Source organism: Planococcus sp. SSTMD024, from assembly GCF_041320495.1.
GTDB lineage: Bacteria > Bacillota > Bacilli > Bacillales_A > Planococcaceae > Planococcus.
Genome location: NZ_JBGGNS010000019.1, coordinates 58987 through 77499, shown reverse-complemented (window position 1 = coordinate 77499; position 18513 = coordinate 58987). Strand labels below are relative to the sequence as shown.

The 18513-nt window shown below is 46.4% G+C and carries 22 protein-coding genes and 1 riboswitch; of the genes, 16 read left to right on the top strand and 6 right to left on the bottom strand.

Annotation, left to right across the window (positions count from 1 at the left end; genetic code table 11):
* Positions 1 to 82 precede the first annotated feature (82 nt).
* A complete protein-coding gene (locus tag AB9R92_RS04225) occupies positions 83 to 1405 on the top strand; it encodes a PQQ-dependent sugar dehydrogenase (RefSeq protein ID WP_370668261.1) in 1323 nt (440 codons plus the stop codon).
* Between the two features lie 751 nt (positions 1406 to 2156).
* Here the strand turns inward: AB9R92_RS04225 and AB9R92_RS04220 are convergent.
* A complete protein-coding gene (locus AB9R92_RS04220; RefSeq protein ID WP_370668260.1) occupies positions 2157 to 2348 on the bottom strand; it encodes a Rossmann-fold NAD(P)-binding domain-containing protein in 192 nt (63 codons plus the stop codon).
* A gap of 55 nt (positions 2349 to 2403) precedes the next feature.
* Between AB9R92_RS04220 and AB9R92_RS04215 the strand changes: the two genes are divergently transcribed.
* Positions 2404 to 3234, top strand: coding sequence for a helix-turn-helix domain-containing protein (locus tag AB9R92_RS04215; protein WP_370668259.1), 831 nt, complete (start codon positions 2404 to 2406; stop codon positions 3232 to 3234).
* Here the strand turns inward: AB9R92_RS04215 and AB9R92_RS04210 are convergent.
* Complete coding sequence (locus tag AB9R92_RS04210; RefSeq protein ID WP_370668258.1) at positions 3166 to 4410, bottom strand: MFS transporter; 1245 nt, start codon at positions 4408 to 4410, stop codon at positions 3166 to 3168. The genes AB9R92_RS04215 and AB9R92_RS04210 overlap by 69 nt on opposite strands.
* A 272-nt stretch (positions 4411 to 4682) precedes the next feature.
* Here AB9R92_RS04210 and AB9R92_RS04205 point away from each other — a divergent pair, with 272 nt between their 5' ends.
* Together AB9R92_RS04205 and AB9R92_RS04200 are read left to right on the top strand one after the other, a co-directional pair.
* The gene (locus AB9R92_RS04205; RefSeq protein WP_370668257.1) at positions 4683 to 5231 is read left to right on the top strand and encodes a sigma-70 family RNA polymerase sigma factor; all 549 of its coding nucleotides are present in this window, start codon (positions 4683 to 4685) and stop codon (positions 5229 to 5231) included.
* Positions 5206 to 6315: a DUF4179 domain-containing protein gene (locus AB9R92_RS04200; protein ID WP_370668256.1), complete on the top strand. Its 1110-nt coding sequence runs from the start codon at positions 5206 to 5208 to the stop codon at positions 6313 to 6315. Before AB9R92_RS04205 ends, AB9R92_RS04200 begins: the two co-directional genes overlap by 26 nt.
* A gap of 45 nt (positions 6316 to 6360) precedes the next feature.
* Here AB9R92_RS04200 and AB9R92_RS04195 read toward each other — a convergent pair whose 3' ends face one another.
* Positions 6361 to 7071 (bottom strand): hypothetical protein, encoded by a 711-nt coding sequence (locus AB9R92_RS04195; RefSeq protein WP_370668255.1) that lies wholly within the window; start codon positions 7069 to 7071, stop codon positions 6361 to 6363.
* 237 nt (positions 7072 to 7308) lie between these two features.
* On the opposite strand from AB9R92_RS04195, the gene AB9R92_RS04190 reads away from it, so the two are divergent.
* The 10 genes from AB9R92_RS04190 to AB9R92_RS04145 all read left to right on the top strand — a co-directional run bounded on the left by AB9R92_RS04190 (position 7309) and on the right by AB9R92_RS04145 (position 14003).
* Positions 7309 to 7755, top strand: a complete 447-nt coding sequence (locus AB9R92_RS04190; RefSeq protein ID WP_370668254.1) for a hypothetical protein — start codon at positions 7309 to 7311, stop codon at positions 7753 to 7755.
* Positions 7756 to 8311: 556 nt separating this feature from the next.
* Positions 8312 to 8572, top strand: coding sequence for a hypothetical protein (locus AB9R92_RS04185; RefSeq protein WP_370668253.1), 261 nt, complete (start codon positions 8312 to 8314; stop codon positions 8570 to 8572).
* Positions 8573 to 8664: 92 nt separating this feature from the next.
* Positions 8665 to 9201, top strand: a complete 537-nt coding sequence (locus AB9R92_RS04180) for a GNAT family N-acetyltransferase (RefSeq protein WP_370668252.1) — start codon at positions 8665 to 8667, stop codon at positions 9199 to 9201.
* Between the two features lie 156 nt (positions 9202 to 9357).
* The gene (locus AB9R92_RS04175; RefSeq protein ID WP_370668251.1) at positions 9358 to 10002 is read left to right on the top strand and encodes a nitroreductase family protein; all 645 of its coding nucleotides are present in this window, start codon (positions 9358 to 9360) and stop codon (positions 10000 to 10002) included.
* A gap of 106 nt (positions 10003 to 10108) precedes the next feature.
* Positions 10109 to 10537, top strand: a complete 429-nt coding sequence (locus AB9R92_RS04170; protein ID WP_370668250.1) for a MarR family winged helix-turn-helix transcriptional regulator — start codon at positions 10109 to 10111, stop codon at positions 10535 to 10537.
* 30 nt (positions 10538 to 10567) lie between these two features.
* Positions 10568 to 10864: a putative quinol monooxygenase gene (locus AB9R92_RS04165; protein WP_370668249.1), complete on the top strand. Its 297-nt coding sequence runs from the start codon at positions 10568 to 10570 to the stop codon at positions 10862 to 10864.
* Between the two features lie 97 nt (positions 10865 to 10961).
* Positions 10962 to 11071, top strand: a riboswitch (TPP riboswitch).
* 128 nt (positions 11072 to 11199) lie between these two features.
* Positions 11200 to 12207, top strand: a complete 1008-nt coding sequence (locus AB9R92_RS04160) for an ABC transporter substrate-binding protein (protein WP_370668248.1) — start codon at positions 11200 to 11202, stop codon at positions 12205 to 12207.
* Positions 12207 to 12500: a thiamine-binding protein gene (locus tag AB9R92_RS04155; protein ID WP_370668247.1), complete on the top strand. Its 294-nt coding sequence runs from the start codon at positions 12207 to 12209 to the stop codon at positions 12498 to 12500. Before AB9R92_RS04160 ends, AB9R92_RS04155 begins: the two co-directional genes overlap by 1 nt.
* Positions 12500 to 13267 (top strand): ABC transporter permease, encoded by a 768-nt coding sequence (locus tag AB9R92_RS04150; protein WP_370668509.1) that lies wholly within the window; start codon positions 12500 to 12502, stop codon positions 13265 to 13267. The genes AB9R92_RS04155 and AB9R92_RS04150 overlap by 1 nt, the downstream gene beginning before the upstream one ends.
* On the top strand, positions 13260 to 14003 hold the full coding sequence (locus tag AB9R92_RS04145) for an ABC transporter ATP-binding protein (RefSeq protein ID WP_370668246.1): 744 nt from the start codon (positions 13260 to 13262) through the stop codon (positions 14001 to 14003). The genes AB9R92_RS04150 and AB9R92_RS04145 overlap by 8 nt, the downstream gene beginning before the upstream one ends.
* A 93-nt stretch (positions 14004 to 14096) precedes the next feature.
* Here AB9R92_RS04145 and AB9R92_RS04140 read toward each other — a convergent pair whose 3' ends face one another.
* Both AB9R92_RS04140 and AB9R92_RS04135 read right to left on the bottom strand, forming a co-directional pair.
* On the bottom strand, positions 14097 to 14657 hold the full coding sequence (locus AB9R92_RS04140) for an alpha/beta fold hydrolase (RefSeq protein ID WP_370668508.1): 561 nt from the start codon (positions 14655 to 14657) through the stop codon (positions 14097 to 14099).
* Between the two features lie 32 nt (positions 14658 to 14689).
* The gene (locus tag AB9R92_RS04135; protein WP_370668245.1) at positions 14690 to 14866 is read right to left on the bottom strand and encodes an alpha/beta fold hydrolase; all 177 of its coding nucleotides are present in this window, start codon (positions 14864 to 14866) and stop codon (positions 14690 to 14692) included.
* Positions 14867 to 15214: 348 nt separating this feature from the next.
* Between AB9R92_RS04135 and AB9R92_RS04130 the strand changes: the two genes are divergently transcribed.
* Both AB9R92_RS04130 and cls read left to right on the top strand, forming a co-directional pair.
* On the top strand, positions 15215 to 15949 hold the full coding sequence (locus AB9R92_RS04130) for a YwaF family protein (RefSeq protein ID WP_370668244.1): 735 nt from the start codon (positions 15215 to 15217) through the stop codon (positions 15947 to 15949).
* A gap of 126 nt (positions 15950 to 16075) precedes the next feature.
* Positions 16076 to 17530, top strand: coding sequence for a cardiolipin synthase (gene cls, locus AB9R92_RS04125; RefSeq protein WP_370668243.1), 1455 nt, complete (start codon positions 16076 to 16078; stop codon positions 17528 to 17530).
* A gap of 90 nt (positions 17531 to 17620) precedes the next feature.
* On the opposite strand, the gene AB9R92_RS04120 is transcribed toward cls, so the two are convergent.
* Positions 17621 to 18472, bottom strand: a complete 852-nt coding sequence (locus AB9R92_RS04120; protein ID WP_370668242.1) for a MurR/RpiR family transcriptional regulator — start codon at positions 18470 to 18472, stop codon at positions 17621 to 17623.
* Positions 18473 to 18513 lie beyond the last annotated feature (41 nt).

The window sequence follows — 18513 nt, the reverse complement described above, 5'->3', positions numbered from 1 at the left end:
TAACCATTTTGACATTAGATTTCAAGGAACTGGAATTTAATGTATATTCTATTGAATATTCTAGAAATGGGGAGGAAAAACAATGACGAAAATTTCGTGGTCAAGATTAACATCACTCACAATGCTAAGCTTTGTATTGGGTTTGGCAGCTTGTGGCAATGAAGATACTTCAAACGAAGAGTCAATGGGTGACTCAGATGCTGCAACAGAAGAAAGCACCGATGAGGGCGCTGCAACAGAAGAAAGTGCAGACGAGGGTGCTAATGAAAGTGCAGAAACTGAACCAAAAGTTACTGAGTTTGAACCAGCATTTCCAGAACAAACACGAGCACCTGCAGTAGAGACTGAAACAGAACTTGATGAGGAAGTTGTGGTTGAAGGCCTTGGCGTGTCTTGGGGTATGGAAGAGTTTGATACCAACCGCATACTTGTGACGCAAAGAGATTCTGCAGAACTTCTTATTGTCAACCTTGAAGACGGCACTGTTTCAGACCCAATCGAAGGTACACCAGAAGTAAATAGCGAAGGTCAAGGCGGGTTGCTTGATGTAACCGTTGCCCCTGATTTTGAAGAATCAAGATCAGTATTCATGACGTTTTCTCAAGACTTTGAAGACGGGACTGTCACTGCTGTTGGTAAAGGTGTTTTGTCAGAAGATGAAACCTCACTTGAAGATTTTGAAGTAATCTTCCAAGCGACTCCAGCTTATGATGGCGACTTGCACTATGGCGGCCGCATTATCTTTGATGAGGCTGGCAACCTATTCTTAACAACTGGTGAGCGTTCGGATGATCCAATTCGCGAGCGTGCACAAGACTTGGATGCTTACTTAGGTAAAGTCATTCACATTACACAAGACGGAGAACCCGTGGATTCGAATCCATTTGTCGAAGATGAAGACGCACTGGATGGTATCTACAGCTATGGTCACCGCAATATTCAAGGTATTGACTACAACCCTGAAACAGGAGATTTATGGATTGTGGAATTCGGTCCACAAGCTGGGGATGAACTGAATATCATTGAACCGGCAAATAACTATGGATGGCCAATTGTTTCTTATGGCATCGAGTACACAGGTGAATTAATCAATGATGGTATTTCAGAACACGAGGCGCAAGGCTTTGTTGAACCGAGATATTACTGGGATCCAACAAGTGCACCGAGTGGTATGGCATTCTATGACAACGACGAGATTCCTGAATGGGAGAACAACTTGTTCATCGGTGGTTTAGCACCGAACTATATTGTACGTGTCGTTATTGAAGACGACATCGTTGTTGGAGAAGAACGCCTATTGACGGATGAAGCGCAGCGTTTCCGCGATATTCTTGTAACTGAGGATGGCGCGCTTATCGCAAGCACTGATGGCGGTCTGATTTATAAGATTACCGCAGCAGAATAATTTATTATTCTCTTAAAGCACCCAATCTTATGTTAAAACTTACGGCGGTTGATAATAGTAGAAGAGCAGGCATCCATGGATTTACATGGATGCCTGTTTTTTTTGCCTGCGCCGATTGGTTATATTAAGGCGATTCGATTGGGGCGATAAGGCCAGGTAATTTACATGAAAGACATTCGCGAAGGAAACTGACTGGCCTATTTCAAGGCTGAACAAGCTTTTGGAGCACCGCCCAAATACATATTAAAAGACCGGAAAAAAACTAGCTGTCTCGTTGACTGGCTTTTGAAAAGGACAACTTTTCTCTACTATAAAATCAGACATATGGACGAAAGCTTTACTCCCAAATTTGCCGTATCATTTTAAGTAATATGGAAACTAAAATCATTGCAGAGGGCATCCAGTTTTATGGCCGCTGCTCCCAAGGGCTTATCGCCCCAATCACATGATAGCTTTTGTTGTCTTGCACGGCGTTTACGACACCAGTTGAGATTTCGTCATGGGTCAACCAGCGGGACACGACCTTTTCGATTTCGAACCCGAGCTGCACTTGATGATAGCTTATAGGGCGGGGGATGTCATGGTTTTCTTGGAAGTGAGTTGGCCTTGAACTGCTTCCATTGACATGGACTAGTTTACAAGGAATGGAAGCGGGGAGGAGCTCGATTAACCAAGGGATTACATCACTTCCAGATGCATGGATCCAGGCAACAATCAACTGAATCGGCCCCTGTTGCTGAATTTTAATAAGTTAAGCAGTAAATGCTTTCGTATTTGTGTAGTCGACGAAGACAGGCGTTAATTGATCGGGATTTTGATTGAGTAGCTGTTGCATGTTTTGCTCGTTGCGCCCAATTACAGAAACTTTGCAGCCTTTTCTCGATAACCATAGCGCGGCTTTGGCGAGCATTACGGTGCCGCCAATCACAAGTGCATGTTGCAAGTGACTCACTCCTTATTCGAATTAGGTAACTCTCAAGACAGAAAGGGTGAAATGGATGGCCATCATCATGGAAGCTTCCGAGTGTTTGTTGTTATCGACTGACCTGAAAAAGTCAGAAAGCCTGTGGCGCGACGATCCGTGTTTCAAGTTCATGTTTTCGTTCAAAGGCTCGATGCATTACCAAAGCAGCCGCAACGATTTAACTATAGCGGACCAAGAGTTTATCGTGTTCAATCCGCATGATGGGCACCGTCAGCTTGCAGTAGACGACCACAAGTTTTTGGTTGAACTGGATGGCTCGTTTCTTAAGGAAGCAGCAATGGCGATTACCGGGAACGGCAGGGAACTGCATTTTGCGCAAACTCCTCAGAAAAATCCCCTCATCGAACAATGGGTTCATTTCGTACAGCAGTTCGTGATGCTGGAAATGGAGAGCGGAAATGGTTCTTCTGAAATTTTCTTGGAGCACAGCTTTGCCCAATTGGGTTTATTGCTCACGAAGACCGCGATCGGGACACATACAGCCGATATGGCTACTGATCCATTTCGAACGGTCCAGCCTGCGCTTGTTCAAGTGATGGCAGCGTTAAAAAATGATTATCAGCATGCGTGGACATTGGATGAAATGGCGGCAATTTTGGGCATCAGCAAGTTTCAATTGGCGCATCTATTCAAAGAGAAAATCGGCGTTTCCCCGTATTCCTGGCTGCAGCTGTACCGTCTCGTAAGGGCCCAGGAACTATTGATACAAACAAACCGATCCGTCACGGATATCGCCTATACTAGTGGATTTTCCTCTATCGGATCGTTTAATCAATTATTCAAGCGCCTTTACGGCTTTTCGCCGCGCATGTTCCGCCAATGCAGTTCGAACGAAGTAAAATAAGGCCGTTATCACCATCAGGCTGCCGCACACTATAAACAGCCTTTGGATGCCGATAGCTGAAGCAAGGGCCCCAAAGATCGCCAGCGACAAGACATTGGAGCCGTACAAGAGCACCGCGTTAAAGCTGAAAGCACGGCCGAGCATGTTCCCGGGCACAAGGGTTTGAATCAAATATACCCTGGCTAAGCTGGATAGCGGCAATCCGGCCGCTGCAATGAATACCCCCGCAAAATAAAACGGCAGGTAATTCGAAAACCCAAGTACCACAAGGCCGAGTCCCCAAACGATCGAGCCCCATAAATATAGCGAGAAGTTCAAGCTTTTCCAGAAAAACGGGATGGCGATATTGGTCAAAATCACGCCGAATCCATACCAGCCCAACAACAGGCTGTAAACTTCCTGGCCGCTCCCTGGAAATCGATCAATGAGCAGCAGCAATAAGCCGACTTGCCAAACCCAGGTATTGAGAAAGACCATCCAAAACGTCGCGATGAACAGATGTTTGACCGTCCCTTCTCGTTTTGCCCACCAGTGGAAAACCGAAATCGAACGAAAGAGCCCATCTCTTTGTGCGCTATTTACATCCTCTTCGCCCATTGGCTCCACCCAGTGAATTTTCAAGATAAGAATTGCGCTCGCGAGATAAGTCAGGGCGTCCATCGTGTAAAAATGGATGGCATGCCCGGCATTCAACAAGGCAATCGCAAAAAGCGGCGTGACAACTTGAACGCCTCTTGTAACCGTATCGAGCAGGCTATTGACCGTCGTTTGTTGGTCGACAGGCGTGATGAGCGGCAAGACGGCCCGGTAGGCGGGATTATAAAAACAGCCCAGGCTTTGAACCGTAAAAGCGGCCGCCAGCAAATGCCAAAACGCCAGCATGTCCAATTGGTACAAAACGACCAATGACAGGATGAGTGGAATTCGCAGAAGGTCGATCGCTACGAGCATCCGTTTTTTCTCCACACGGTCCGCAAACGCTCCGCCAATCAAGCCGAAAAGCAAGTACGGCATTGCTTGTGAAATCGCGATGATCGTCGTCAACGCAGCGGACCCTGTCAGGTCATAAGAAAAAAATAGAAAGGCCAGGCCAGCCAACACATTGCCGAGCTGAGATAGGCCAGCTCCAGCCAAGTAACATAAAATGTTTTTGTTTTTCAGTACACGTCGATACATAACAACCACCTCCCGTTCAGGTTACGCTGAATTGCGATAAGGCTCTATACGAATCTTGCTGCTTCTTTCCACAAGAAATCGATAGTTTTAATAAGAAAGAGCGCTGCGAAACTGCAGCGCTCTTTCTTATTGTTGGCTATTGGCAATGGGATTGTAGTTGCGAATTTCAAAAGCTATAGTTTAATAGGGATTACCAAGTTTTACAAAAAAGTAAAATAATGAAACGTTTTGAAGTGCTGGAATCTCTAATAGACAAAGGGAGGATGAGGCAGATGCAGCATGACGAAGAAATAATTTCTGCGGCGATTCAAGGAGACCGAATCGCCCTTCAGCAATTATTGAAATCCGAAAAAGAAAAATTATATAGAATGGCTTATACATATGTGAAAAATGAAGACGATGCTCTCGAAATATTTCAACAAACCGTACTTCAAGCCATCGAATCGGTGCATCAAGTAAAAGAACCGCATTATTTTTCCACTTGGCTGGTACGCATTTGCATAAACAAAGCGCTGGCGTTTTTAAAGAACAATAAAAAGTTGGTCTACATGGATGAAGTGGAGGATCGGAATTTAGAAGATAGTGCAACCGCCGATGTGGCCGAACGATTGGATGTGTCGAGTGCCTTGGATTCGCTGCCTGAAAAATTTAAGACAGCGTTGATGTTGAGGTATTATCAAGATTTTACAGTAAAGCAGATCGCCACCGTGATGGAATGTCCTGAAGGTACAGTGAAGACAACCCTTCACCGCGGATTGGCGATGTTGAAAAAAGACTTGAAAGGGGTGTATGCAGATGAACGACAAAGAGATTTTAATTAAAAATGCTATGCAAGATATAAAAGTGCCGGAAGACCACTTGGAGTCCATCATTGATGATGCCTTTTATGAAACTTCAAAGCCTAAAAAGAACAAACGGAAAAAATGGCTCATACCAACCATCGCTGCAGCGGTGCTATTTATCGGTTTGTTTACGGCAACTCTTTCTGCGTCTCCAGTTCTTGCAAATTATATGGCACAAGTGCCCGTCATTGGAAATGTCTTTTCCATTTTCGCTGAAGAAGAAGAGGGGCTCATCCAATACGAACGCTTCAGTGATGACGTGAAACTAACCCAATCCAGCAATGGCGTGACCATTTCCATAGACAAAGCTGTATATGACGGAACAAATGTCACCTTCACTTACACGGTAACTTCAACTAGAGAATTAGATGACTCTGCCCACCTAACAGGTTTTCCGCAATTGCTCGAAGGAGAAGGTCCTGCAGGCTCAATGGATTGGAAATTGGCGGAAGGTTCATTGATTGGCATCAATACCATTCCGCATCTTGATGAAGAAGCGGCTCAAGTCAACGTGATTTGGGAACCCGGGAGCCTATATACGGATGCGGGAGAGATAGAAGGCGATTGGAAATTCGAGTTCGCGGTCGATCAGTTGAAAACAGATCCGATTATGCTGGACGAAATCAATTCAGAGGGCGGCGTCTCTGTTCACTTTACTGAAGTGACGTTTACGGACGTTGCCGTGAACGTCGCCTATCAGCAATTGGTAGATCCGGCTTTACTGGAAGTATGGGAAGCTGTGGAAGTCGAGCTGATGGCTGCGGATGATTTGGGGAATGTCTACCTAGTCCCTTATAATGGTGGAACAACCTATGGAGGTGCCCGGACTCGGGAAGATTTTTCTTGGACCGCCACAATGAGAGGGCTGGACCCTCTGGCCACCTCATTGACCTTTTACCCCTTTGGCCACGTCAGCAGAATGGTGGAAGGCAAAGAGCCGGAATCGATTCGAATTGAATTTGATGCACTGGAAATCAATATGCTGGAAGGGACCTATCGAATTATTGAAGATCCCGAATTTCCGGTTTATGAAGAAGAAGAAAGAGAAGAGAAGCGAAAATAAACAAGCCCGGCGCAGTTCATAACTGCGCCGGGCTTGTTTTGGCGTCTACCATTCGAACAAAAACTTCAATGAAATCGTAATCGCAGAGTAAATGGCGACGGAAATAAGAAACGTCGGAAAATGCGTGTCCTTTTCGCTCGGCAGTTCGTGCTTGAACACCGTGAAGATCATTGCGCCGGAAACGAGTGAGAAGACAATCGATTTGAAAAGCGGCGTCAGTTCTGTCGTCAATGCGATGATCCACCCGGCGACAATGCCCATGCCCAGTATATAACGGCCGTATTTGGTGTATTCCACAGGAAACTTCCGCCACATATCATGGGCGACCGCCACAAAATGCGGCCCGATCGCGACGCAGTAGAACAAGGCTTGAACGGCCGATACTTCAAATGACAGCACGGAATAGGAGACGAGCGCATTATAGAATGCATAGAATAAGATGACAGACCAGAAAGTGGAAGTGTGGGAAATATAATTCTGCTGGATGACAATTTGGATGCCGACGAACAAGACGACACCGAGGAGGCCGACGAAATAGATTTCCGACTCCATCGTCAGCTGCCGGTATGGCTCTTGGATCGCCGCTTGCTGCTTATGCAAAGTCGGGAGCAGGTAGATGAAAATATACGAAACAGCGAGCCCGCCTGAAAACGAAAACCATTTCACTTGCTTCAATTTATCTCGAGGCACCAGGACGCTCGCAAAGAAATGGATCAAGATAAATACAATGCCGATCAAAAACGGTATCAACAGCATGACCTGAGCCTCCTGTCAGATGAAATGGTCTGGTGAAACGGAGAAGTTTTGTTAAATCCAAGATGCCATAAATAACGTGCGATGATTTTCTTTATTGTACTGCTTCGACTCTAAATAATGAATAACCTTTTAATATTCAGAAGTCTGACGTAGTTGAAACTATATTTGATAAGACGATAGGGATTTCCAGGGAAGAAAGAGAATCTAGTCCAATGGCTTAAATCCAGGAGGCTGAAGATGAAACACAATATGCATTATGAACTTACAAGCATGGCGGATACGCCTGAAACATTTTCTTACGCAGAAGACTATTCGTTTTGGATGCCGATGATCGAGCATTTCTTTGCGTATGCAGATTCATTTGAAATCCATTGTTGGAAAGGAGAAACGGCAAAATTTGAAGATATTATAAATGAGTTGCCGAATGCAGAACGTGATGATGATGGCCAGTTGCTTATTGCAAGTGGGCAATTAAATGAAAAAGCGAAAGAATTCATTCTTACGCGTTCTCTTGATGCAAGAGGCAGGCTGAAATGGTTCTCTGTATTTCTAGAAAGACAAGGCGAGCCAGTGTTTTCTTCTGAACATTATGGAGTTGAATTGATCGGTTACGAGTTAAACGCAGAACAAATAGCGTTTCTAGACAAAGTACTTCCTGTTGATGTTCGTAGGTTTGAGTGGTGAATTTGATGACGCCTGGATTAATAGTTTTTGTAATATGTATCGAATCCGTGTTATCAATAAAATTTTTATATACATATAATGGACACGGATATATACTAAAATTTAGTAGATAAGGGGGTATTTAGATTGAGTCGGAGAGGAACTGGAACAACTTTCATCTTTATTGCTGCAATGTTGTTTTCTGCAAAATACATAAGTGCTGCTATATTTGGAAGCGCCGCTACATCGTGGGATACAGAGTTCTTCGATATACTTTTGTCTTACACAGGCACTTCTTTGCATACCTTGAGTATTGTTTCACTAATAAGTGGCATAGTGTATATCGGATGGGCTGAATTTGATGAAATAAAATCAGGGAAATCAAATTAGCATGGAAAGTATAATGTATACAGCTGTTGACGAATAGAGCTCAATTTAAGAAAATACCTACATTTTTTGATGGCATATCTATAGTTTACTTCTACTTTCAGTATTGAAATCGGCTTAGAGATTTCAATGATGTCGTTTGTCTTGGTTTTATAGGTGGGTTGATAAAAATACTTAAGGAGAATCAACTATGGTTATTCGTTTATTAAAATCATTTGCTCTATCGATCGTCTTTTTCTGTACAGCACTTATCTCCTTAATCGTTGCTTTTAACGGAGACTCTTTTGCTATTGCAATATCAAGACCTTATGGAGCTGCGTCCTGGGGAACATCGGGCAATTTGATTGATGCCTATACATATATTCCTATGTTCCTTGGCGTTTATTTTCTTTTGCTTTCTTCGATTACTTTTACTGTACCGTATATAAAATTGCACAAGAAACCAATGTAATTAGTGTTAAATCGTTCAATTACGCTCTGAATTTCCGTGAAAACTTATTATAGTAAGTATGAGATATTAAGTGTATTAAATTGGGGGCAACCATGAAACTAATCACTGAACGGATATACTTGAGGCCAGTAGTGGCAGAAGATGCACCGCTTTTCTTGAATCATACCAAAGACGAAGAAATCCGCTACATGACCGGAACAAAAGCCAGGTTTTCGCTTGAGCAAATCCAAAAACATATTGAACAGATACAGAAGGATGAAGCGCGCTACGATTTCACGATTTGCTTGAACGCAATGGATCAATTGATCGGTGAGCTGTCAGTGTTGGATATTGATCTAGACAACCAGAGTGCGGGGTTCAGGATCACCATGAATGCGATGCAATTGACAGGCAAAGGATATGGAACAGAAGCGATGGCGCTCGTGCTGAAATTTGTATTTGATGAGTTGAAACTCAACCGCCTGCAATTGGAAGTGTTCAGCCATAATGAGCGGGGCATACGCGCTTATGAAAAGAACGGCTTCAAAAGAGAAGGGGTCTTGCGGGAAGCGCTCCATTACAACGGGGCGTTTTCAGACGAAATCATCATGGCAATTATTCGAAGCGATTATCAAAAGGCAAAAGCATGAAAGGCTGCAGAAGCCTTTCTTTTTTTGTTCCGAACCGCTGTGAAACTTTCTGGTTGCATTTTTCCTGTAACGGGTTTATATTGTGTGAGGCATCAATTAATGAGGGGTCAATTAATATCTCTCCAAACCATTAGGATAGAAAAAGGAGCAATCAAGATGAACACATTACAAAACAAAAAAACCAATGATTTCAATGAAATCGTCAATGGGCGCCGTTCCATCAAGCAATACGACCCAACCGTGAAAATCAGCCGTGAGGAAATGACCGAAATTCTGGAACAGGCATCCAAAGCACCTTCTTCCATCAATATGCAGCCTTGGCGTTTTGTTGTTATCGACAGCGCAGAAGGAAAAGAAAAGCTTGCGCCGCTGGCATCTTTCAACTTGGAAAAAGTAATGAGTGCGTCAGCTGTCATCGCCGTATTCGGCGACCTCAAAAACATCGAGTACGCAGAAGAGATTTACGGAAAAGCCGTAGAACTCGGTTATATGCCAGAAGAAGTGAAAGAATTCCAAGTCGGCTACTTCAAACCTTTGTATGAAGGCATGTCCAATGAGCAGATGAAAGACATCGTGCTATTGGACTCAGGGCTTGTATCCATGCAATTGATGCTCGTTGCCCGTGCATTCGGCTACGACACCAACCCGATCGGCGGCTACGACAAGGAAAAAATCGCTGAAACGTTCGGCCTGGACAAAGAGCGTTATGTGCCAGTCATGCTTCTCACGATTGGCAAAGCCGCGAGCGAAGGCTTCCAGTCGTACCGCTTGCCGGTCGAGACGACCACGACCTGGAGCTAAGCCAGCCGACCTTGAGTATTCGGGATGTATGTATTATATTTGACTGGTCAATGAATAGTGGGCACAGCTATCAATTGACTTCATCGATCATTTAGGAGGTCTTTCAATGCCGTGTTCATTTTCAAAGCAGGAACAAGTGCTGCACCAGTTTAAGGGCCTGACCAATCAAATCAGCCCGAAGTTCGAGCGCTGCACGGGTATCAGTGCGTCGCGCTATGAATTATTGTCCCAACTGTATAAAGTGGACGAAATCAACCAGTCGACGCTTCAAAAGTTAGTCAATATCGACGGCGCCGCGATTACGCGCCATTTAAAGCAGCTGGAAGCGAGCGGCATGGTTACGAAGCGCAGAAATCCAGAGGATAACCGCGTAATCTTTGTCAGCCTGACCGAGGAAGGCCGCGAGCGCATTGTCGAATACCGGAATGAAAATACGGGCTTCGTCAAACAATTGCTCCACGATTTCACGTCTGAGGAAGTGGATGCGCTTAGCGACATGCTCCAGCGCATGCAAGACAATATCATTGAATATTAATAAATATAAATAAAAGGATGGCGAAATGAAATGTTGATTATCCACGCGCATTTGCAAGTGAAACCGGACCAAGAGCAAGCCTTTTTAAACGAAAGCAAAATTCTGATTGAAGCATCGCGTAAAGAACCAGGCAATATTCAATACGATTTGGTGAAATCGGTCGAGCAGGAAGGCCATTTCATGATGGTTGAAGTATGGAAAGATGCACAGGCGATCGAAGCCCATAACTCGAGTGAGCATTTCACGGCATTCTCCAAAAAAGCGGCCGGGTTCATGAGCGCGCCGATGGAACTCAAAGTCTATAGCGGTGAAGCTGTCCAACTGTAAGGAAATCTTGTTTATACAAACGAGATTTCAGACAATGCTTGAACTAATCTGTCAACTGTGACAAGATAGACATTGAAAGACAAATGCTAATTTCATAAAACACATGTGGGGGAATCGGTGTTGCCGATTGAGAGAATATCCGTGAGATATTGACCCTTGGAACCTGAACTGGCTAATACCAGCGGAGGGAACATATTCAAATCGGTCTATTCTGCGATGATATGCGCCCAAGGTTTCCATAACCTTGGGCGCTTTTTGGTATCCCCAATTGGATATGTCCCCTGATTCAGCTCCTGTAATCATTTTTTATGAGTTAATTCAGAGGGGGAAACAAGATGAAAAAATGGACGATTGCCATCGCACCGGTATTGCTGATGGCGGCATGCACAGAAGAAGCGGAAAATCCGGGGAGCGATGTGGCGAATGAGCAACAGGAATTACAAGAAGTGACGATGGTCTTGGATTGGACGCCGAACACCAACCACACCGGCTTGTATGTGGCACAGAAAAAGGGCTATTTTGAAGAGCAAGGGCTCGATGTCGAAATCATCTTGCCGGGAGAAGCAGGTGCCAATCAATTGGTCGCCTCCAACCAGGCGGAATTCGGCATCGGGGCACAGGAAAGCTTGACGGAAGCGAGAGTGCAGGGCATCCCGATCGTCTCGATCGCGGCGATTATCCAGCACAACACCTCCGGATTCGCATCACCGAAAGCCAAAGCCATCGAGTCGCCTGGCGATTACGAAGGGAAAACCTACGGCGGCTGGGGAGCTCCGGTCGAAAAAGCGGTGCTTGGGTCCATCATGGAGCAAGACGGGGCCGATGTGGAAAATGTCGACATCGTCAATATCGGCAATAGCGATTTCTTCACGGCCGTCGAGCGCGACATCGATTTTGCGTGGATTTACTATGGCTGGACAGGCATTGAAGCCGAGCTGCGCGGCGATGAATTGAACATGCAGTATTTGACGGACTACTCGGACCAACTGGACTATTACACCCCGATCCTGATGACCAATGAAAACATGATCGCAGAAGATCCGGAAACGGTTCGGGCATTCACCAAAGCGGTATCGCAAGGCTACGAATTCGCCATCAATGAGCCGGAACAAGCAGCGGACATCCTGATCGAGTCGGTACCGGATTTGGACCCGGAACTGGTGAAAGCGAGCCAGGAATGGCTATCGCCGAAATATCAGGACGATGCCGTGAAATTCGGCGAACAACAAGAGCAAGTGTGGGCGGATTACGCTGACTGGATGTTCGACAATGGCTTGCTGGATGAAGAACTGGACGTCGAGCAGGCATATACCAATGAATTTTTACCGGAGGAGGAAAACTAATGGCCAATGCATTACTAAGTATTCAAATCATCCCGAAAACGAAAAACGGAGAAGACGTCATTCCATATGTGGACAAAGCAATCGCCGTCATCGAGAAGTCAGGTGTCCCATACCAAGTCAATCCACTGGAGACGACGATGGAAGGGGATCTGGAGCAGTTGTTTTCAATCGTCGAAGAAATGAACGAGGCGATGATCGAAGGCGGCAGTTCGAACGTTATCTCCCAAATCAAAGTGCTGTATCAGCCGAGCGGCGCGTCGATGGATAAATTGACGGAGAAATACCGGCCGTGATGTTTGTGCGAAAAGGATGGAGACCGGTTCTGGTCCTCATCCTTTTATTGATTATCTGGCAAATGCTGGTGCCGCTGTTTGAAGTGCCGGACTGGCTATTGCCGACCCCTTATCAAATCGGGCTGGAAGCGGTAAATAGTTGGCCAAACTACAGCGGGCATCTGATTGCGACGATCCGTTTATCGGTTCTCGGCTTTTTCATCGGATCGGCGATCGGGCTCGGCGTCGCGATGCTCCTTCATCTCGTGCCGAAACTGCGGGAGACTTTTTACCCTTTGCTGATATTATCGCAAAACATTCCGATCATCGTGTTGGCGCCGCTGTTGGTCATTTGGTTCGGCTTTGGCTGGCTGCCAAAACTCATTATCATCATTCTCGTATGCTTTTTCCCGATCACCATCGCGGCGCTCGATGGATTCAGGCAAACGAGCGGCGAATTGCTGCACTATATGAAAATGGCAGGAGCCAATAGGCGCCAGATTTTTTGGAAGCTTGAATGGCCGCATGCGATGCCGTCGATTTTCTCAGGCTTGAAAATCGCGGCGACCTATAGCGTCATGGGCGCCGTCATATCGGAGTGGCTTGGTGCGCAGGAAGGCATCGGCGTCTATATGACGCTCGCCTCGTCGTCGTTCCGGACGACGCAAGTATTTGTCGCGATCCTGTTGATCATGTGTTTAAGTATGCTGTTTTTTGCGGCGATCGTGTTACTCGAAAAGCGGGTCATCCGCTGGAAAACGAGTGGGGGAGGGAATCCGAATGGCTGAATTGGCGATTGAGCACTTATCGAAAAGCTTTGACGGGACCGACGTGCTAAAGGAGCTTTCATTGAAGATAGCAGAAGATGAATTTGTCGCCGTGCTCGGCCCTTCCGGCAGCGGCAAAAGCACGTTGTTTCATTTGATCGGCGGGCTTTACGAACCGGATGCGGGAGCGATCCTGTTGGGAGGCGAGAACATCAACGGCCAAAAAGGCTCTGTCAGCTATATGCCGCAAAGCCCGTCATTGCTCCCGTGGCGCACCGTGCTGGACAATGTTTTGTTGGGAGCTGAACTGGCAGGACACAAAGATCAGCAAGCGGGAGTGCAAATGATGGAGAAAGCAGGGCTCGCAGGATACGAGCAATCCTATCCGCACCAATTGTCGGGCGGCATGAAACAACGCGCCGCCTTTATCCGCAGCCTGTTGAGCCCGCAGCCGCTCATCTTGCTGGACGAACCGTTTTCAGCTCTCGACGAATTCACCCGTTCGGAAATGCAGAAATGGCTGCTTGACATTTGGCAGCACAATAAACGCGCGATTCTCTTCGTCACCCATAATATAGAAGAAGCGCTGTTTCTCGCAGACCGCATCCTCGTGTTGTCGGAAAAACCTGCGCATGTTGTTGCTGAGTTTACAGTGGGTTTCGAGAGGCCGAGAGCACAAGACATCACGTTGACAGAAGAATTTTTAGACTACAAGAGACGGATTTATAAAGTATTGCAGGAAGGTGTAACAAAATAGTAGCGATGCAGGCTGTCGAGAAACCTCGATGGCCTTTTATGGTCCCTCTTCCGCTTCAACGATTATTGTTATTTCGCCAGTATTCCTCTGTACTTAATCAGGGAAGAGCAAGTCCTTCTGTTCATCCAGGTTTCCCGTCAGCCATTTTCTCAACAGGCGATTGAATTTCGTAGCTTGCTGAACGGGCCAATCATGTCGAGCATTTGTGATTAACATGCCGACAGCATTCGGCATAACAACAGGAGCCATGTTAACCGAAGCGATTACCGCGCGCGACTCGTGCTCTCCAGCTGCAAACAGGACGGGCTTGCGAAAAGAACTGTACGATGCGTCGAGGCGGAACCGAATGATTTCCTTAAATATGGCTTCATATGTCTCGCGCGTTAGCAGTTGATAATTGGAGATGAATTCAGGGATCTTTTCAGGAGGCAGGCGGTAATGTTCACGGGCCTGCTTTTCGAGATGCGATGTATTGTGAATGTTCCGCTGCACAGCGCGTGATTGCAGTTTCAATAAAAATCCGTAACGCAACGGCTGGACAGTAATGCCGCTAATGAAGAGGGTGAGTACTTTATCAGGGAAATGCTTAGCCAATTCCAAGGCGACATGCCCTCCTAAAGAAAGTCCCACTACATGGACAGCTCGACTCTTAATAACTTGATGGGCAATTTGTTCGGCACTATCCGCTAAACTGACCCAAGGTATAGTGGCACTTTTCCATGTCCAGGCAAATCGACCATAATTAATTGGCGATCGGAAAATGCGTGTTCTTGTTGCCACCACATCCAACTGCTTGCGCCAAGCCCGTGGATGAAGAGTATGGGCTCCGCTTCAGTAAACGTGGACTCTGAGTAAGCGATCATATTGGACACCCCTCTGTTTCATTGTTTAAAACCAACCGGCCAAATGGTTCATATCCCAAAACTAAGGCAGACTTCTAGGGTAGCTTTGAAGTGACCAAATAGCGCAGCAGGGTTATAAAACGTAAAAGACGACATATTGCTTTTATCATTCCCCACTTTCGAAGTTTTTATCGTTTTACAGAAACACTGAAAAACTTTCGAATACCCGAACGAAATTGGAACCAGGCGCTTGGATTGTAGTTTGCCTACAAACTTGAAAATAAAGCTAGTCAAAACTACGGAAAGTGAATTCCAGTGGATGAGAAAAATGATAAAATATCATCACAATACTTCTCGGGAGGGGCAGCGATGGACACCTGGTTTGGTGCAAGATCCGATTATCCGTTCGAGCTTTTTTCCATAAGCCATCTAGTGGTATTGGCAATCGCTTTGACAGGGTTCCTTTGCCTGGTCCTTTTGAGGGATAATTTAGCCGCTAAAGACGCCTTGTTCCAGCAATTGCGCTGGCTGTTGTTTCTTGTCCTGTTCATCTCTGAAATGTCCTATCAATATTGGGCCATCAGCCACGATTATTGGAGCTTCAATCGCTATATGCCGCTTCATTTATGCGGCGTCGCTTCTGTCACTGCCATGGTCGGGTTAGTGACTTTGCAGCAATTTTGGATCCGTGTGTCGTTTTTCATCGGCATCGTCCCGGCCGCACTGGCACTGGTGACACCGGATATGCCTTATGATTACCAACATTACCGGTTTTGGAAATTCTTTGTCCATCATACAGCCATCGCGTGGGCATGCCTGTTTTTGGCTTTGGCTATGCCAAGCGCACTTACATGGCGTTCGGTGTTATCGGTCTACGGCCTCCTGCTAGCCTATGCCGCACTCATCGGCTTTTGGGTCAATCCACAGACTGGCTCGAATTATCTTTACTTGTCGCAGCGGCCGGCTACCGTCTCGCCTTTGGATTTTTTCGGGGATGGGGTTTTGTATTATGTCAATTTATGCCTAACTGCTTTTTTCTTATTTGCGGCTCAATACGGCATATTCCGCTGGCTCTTTATGAAAACTGGGCCTGAAGAAAACTGAATGCTACTAGGAACGAGCTGCCAGGAACAGAACTGATTCCGTCTCAGGCAGCTATTTCGTTTTTCAATAGAGGACTATTTGCATATTTAGAGAATAAGAGGGGACACAGCGAAAGGGGTGGCGGGAATGGATTGGGTAGTTGTACTGAGCTGGACATTGAACTCTTTATTGTTGTTGAATATCGTGCTAGCGCTTGTCATCATCTTCAATGAACGGCGGGACGCAGGGGCTACTTGGGCATGGCTATTGATTTTGTTTTTCTTGCCGATTCTCGGATTTATTGTCTATTTGTTTTTTGGCAGGCATTTGACAACCAACAACTTCTACAACTTATCCGAAGACGAACAATCCTATTACGCGCGCCAAGTTGATTCTCAAGTCCAGCGCATAAAGGCAGGGGAAGAGGAGTACGATGAAAAGCTGCTGAACAAATATGAGCAGTTGCTGACCATGAATTTGCAATCTTCCAAGTCGCTCGTCAGCTTTTACAACGACACGCGGATCTTCTCTGAAGGAAACGAGAAATTCGATACCATGATCGAAGATATCGGCAACGCGCAAGAGGAGGTCAATGTCCAATACTACATCATTCAGCGGGACGCACTCGGACAGCGGCTGTTCGATGCCTTGCTCGAGCGCGCCAAGGCGGGGGTCAAAGTCCGGCTCCTCTACGATGCGGTTGGGTCAAAAAGCTTAAAGCATTCGGATTTCAAGGAATTGATCGAGCACGGGGGCGAAGTGGAAATCTTTTTCCCATCCAAATTGGGCATCATCAATTTTCGCATCAATAACCGAAACCACCGGAAAGTGTGCATCATCGACGGCAAAGTCGGCTATATCGGCGGGTTCAACGTCGGCACGGAATATTTAGGCGAAGTGGAGAAATTCGGCTATTGGCGCGATGTTCATTTGCGCATAGAAGGGGATGTCGTCCATCACATCCAGGACCGTTTTGTCTTGGATTGGAACTACGCCAATCAGTACAAGAACCGAGACGACATCTTTTGTTTTCCGCCTCACCAAATCAAGCATTATTCGCCGATGCAAATCGTCACGAGCGGCCCAAATTCCGAGACTGAGCATTTGAAAAACATGATGATTAAAATGATCTCATCGGCAAAGCGTGAAATCTACATCCAGACGCCGTATTTCATTCCAGATAAAAGTTTTATGGACGCTTGTAAAATGGCCTTGCTGAGCGGTGTCAAAATGCATATCATGATTCCAGGCAAGCCCGACCACCCTTTTGTCATGTGGGGCTCCTGGTCGTTTCTCGGCGAACTGCTCGATTACGGAGCGGACGTCTACCTATACGATCGCGGCTTTTTGCACGCCAAGACGATGACCGTGGATGGCGAAATTTCTACTGTCGGGACCACCAACTTGGACGCCCGCAGCTTCCGCTTGAATTTCGAAATCAATACGCTCGTGTTCAACCGCCGGATTGCGCTGGAACTCGAGTCTTTGTTCGAATCGGATACAGCCGATTGCCGCAAATTGACGAAAGAGCTCTACGCACAGCGCGACTGGACCATCAAGCTGCGCGAAGGTTTTGCCCGCCTGCTGAGCCCAATCTTATAAGTTGAGATAGCTAGATGATAAATAGTATACGAAAAAGCTGGAACCATTTTAGCTTCCAGCTTTTTTTTATTTGTCCAAAATCCCCAACGCCTATAAGCGTTTCTGTGACATGGCTTCGCGCATATGGCGAAGCGCCGTCTTGCCTTCGTCACCGCGGGCGATCATGACGTTCGTGTAGAGCGCATCGATCAAGCTGAGCTGCGCGATGCGGGAAGCGAGGGCTTCCGAGCGGAAATCCGTTTCTTCCGACAAGGTGTACAAGACAATATCCGCCTCTTTGGATAAAGGAGATTTGGCGAAATTGGTCACGCAGACAATCGTCACTTCTTTTTCCTTCAAGACGTGAAGCACTTCGAGGACATCTCGTGTGCTGCCGGAGTGGGAGATGACAATGGCGACATCGCCTTTCGTGAGTTGCGACGCGGACATGAGCTGCAAATGGGCGTCCATGTTCATCGCAACATGAAGGCCGAGACGGACGAACTTATGATAGCCGTCCATGGCGATCATCGCAGACCCGCCATTCCCGAAAAACTCAATTTTGCGCGCGGACAGCACCGCGGCGACTGCTTGTTTCAAGGCCTCTTCGTCGATGATCTGCAAGGTATCTTCAAGTGTCTTGATGTTGGAGTGGAATACTTTTTCTGCCACCGTTTTGACTTCGTCGCCCTCTTCGATTTGTTCATGGATATCTTTTAGTGGTGCAACGACTTCCGCAGCCAAGGCGATTTTGAACGCCTGGAAGCCTTTAAAGCCGAGGCGCTGGCAGAAGCGGAAGACAGTCGATTCCGCAAGCCCGAGCTCGTCGGCAATTTGGTTGATCGTCAAATGGATGATATGGCGGGGGTCATTCAAGATGTAATCGGCGATTTTCTTTTCCTTTTCACTGAAATTGCGGTAACTGCCACGGATGGCTGCCAATGCGAATTGTTGTTGTTTCATTCTGCCACGCCTCTTTCTATTGCTTGGAGTTTTTTCGTATT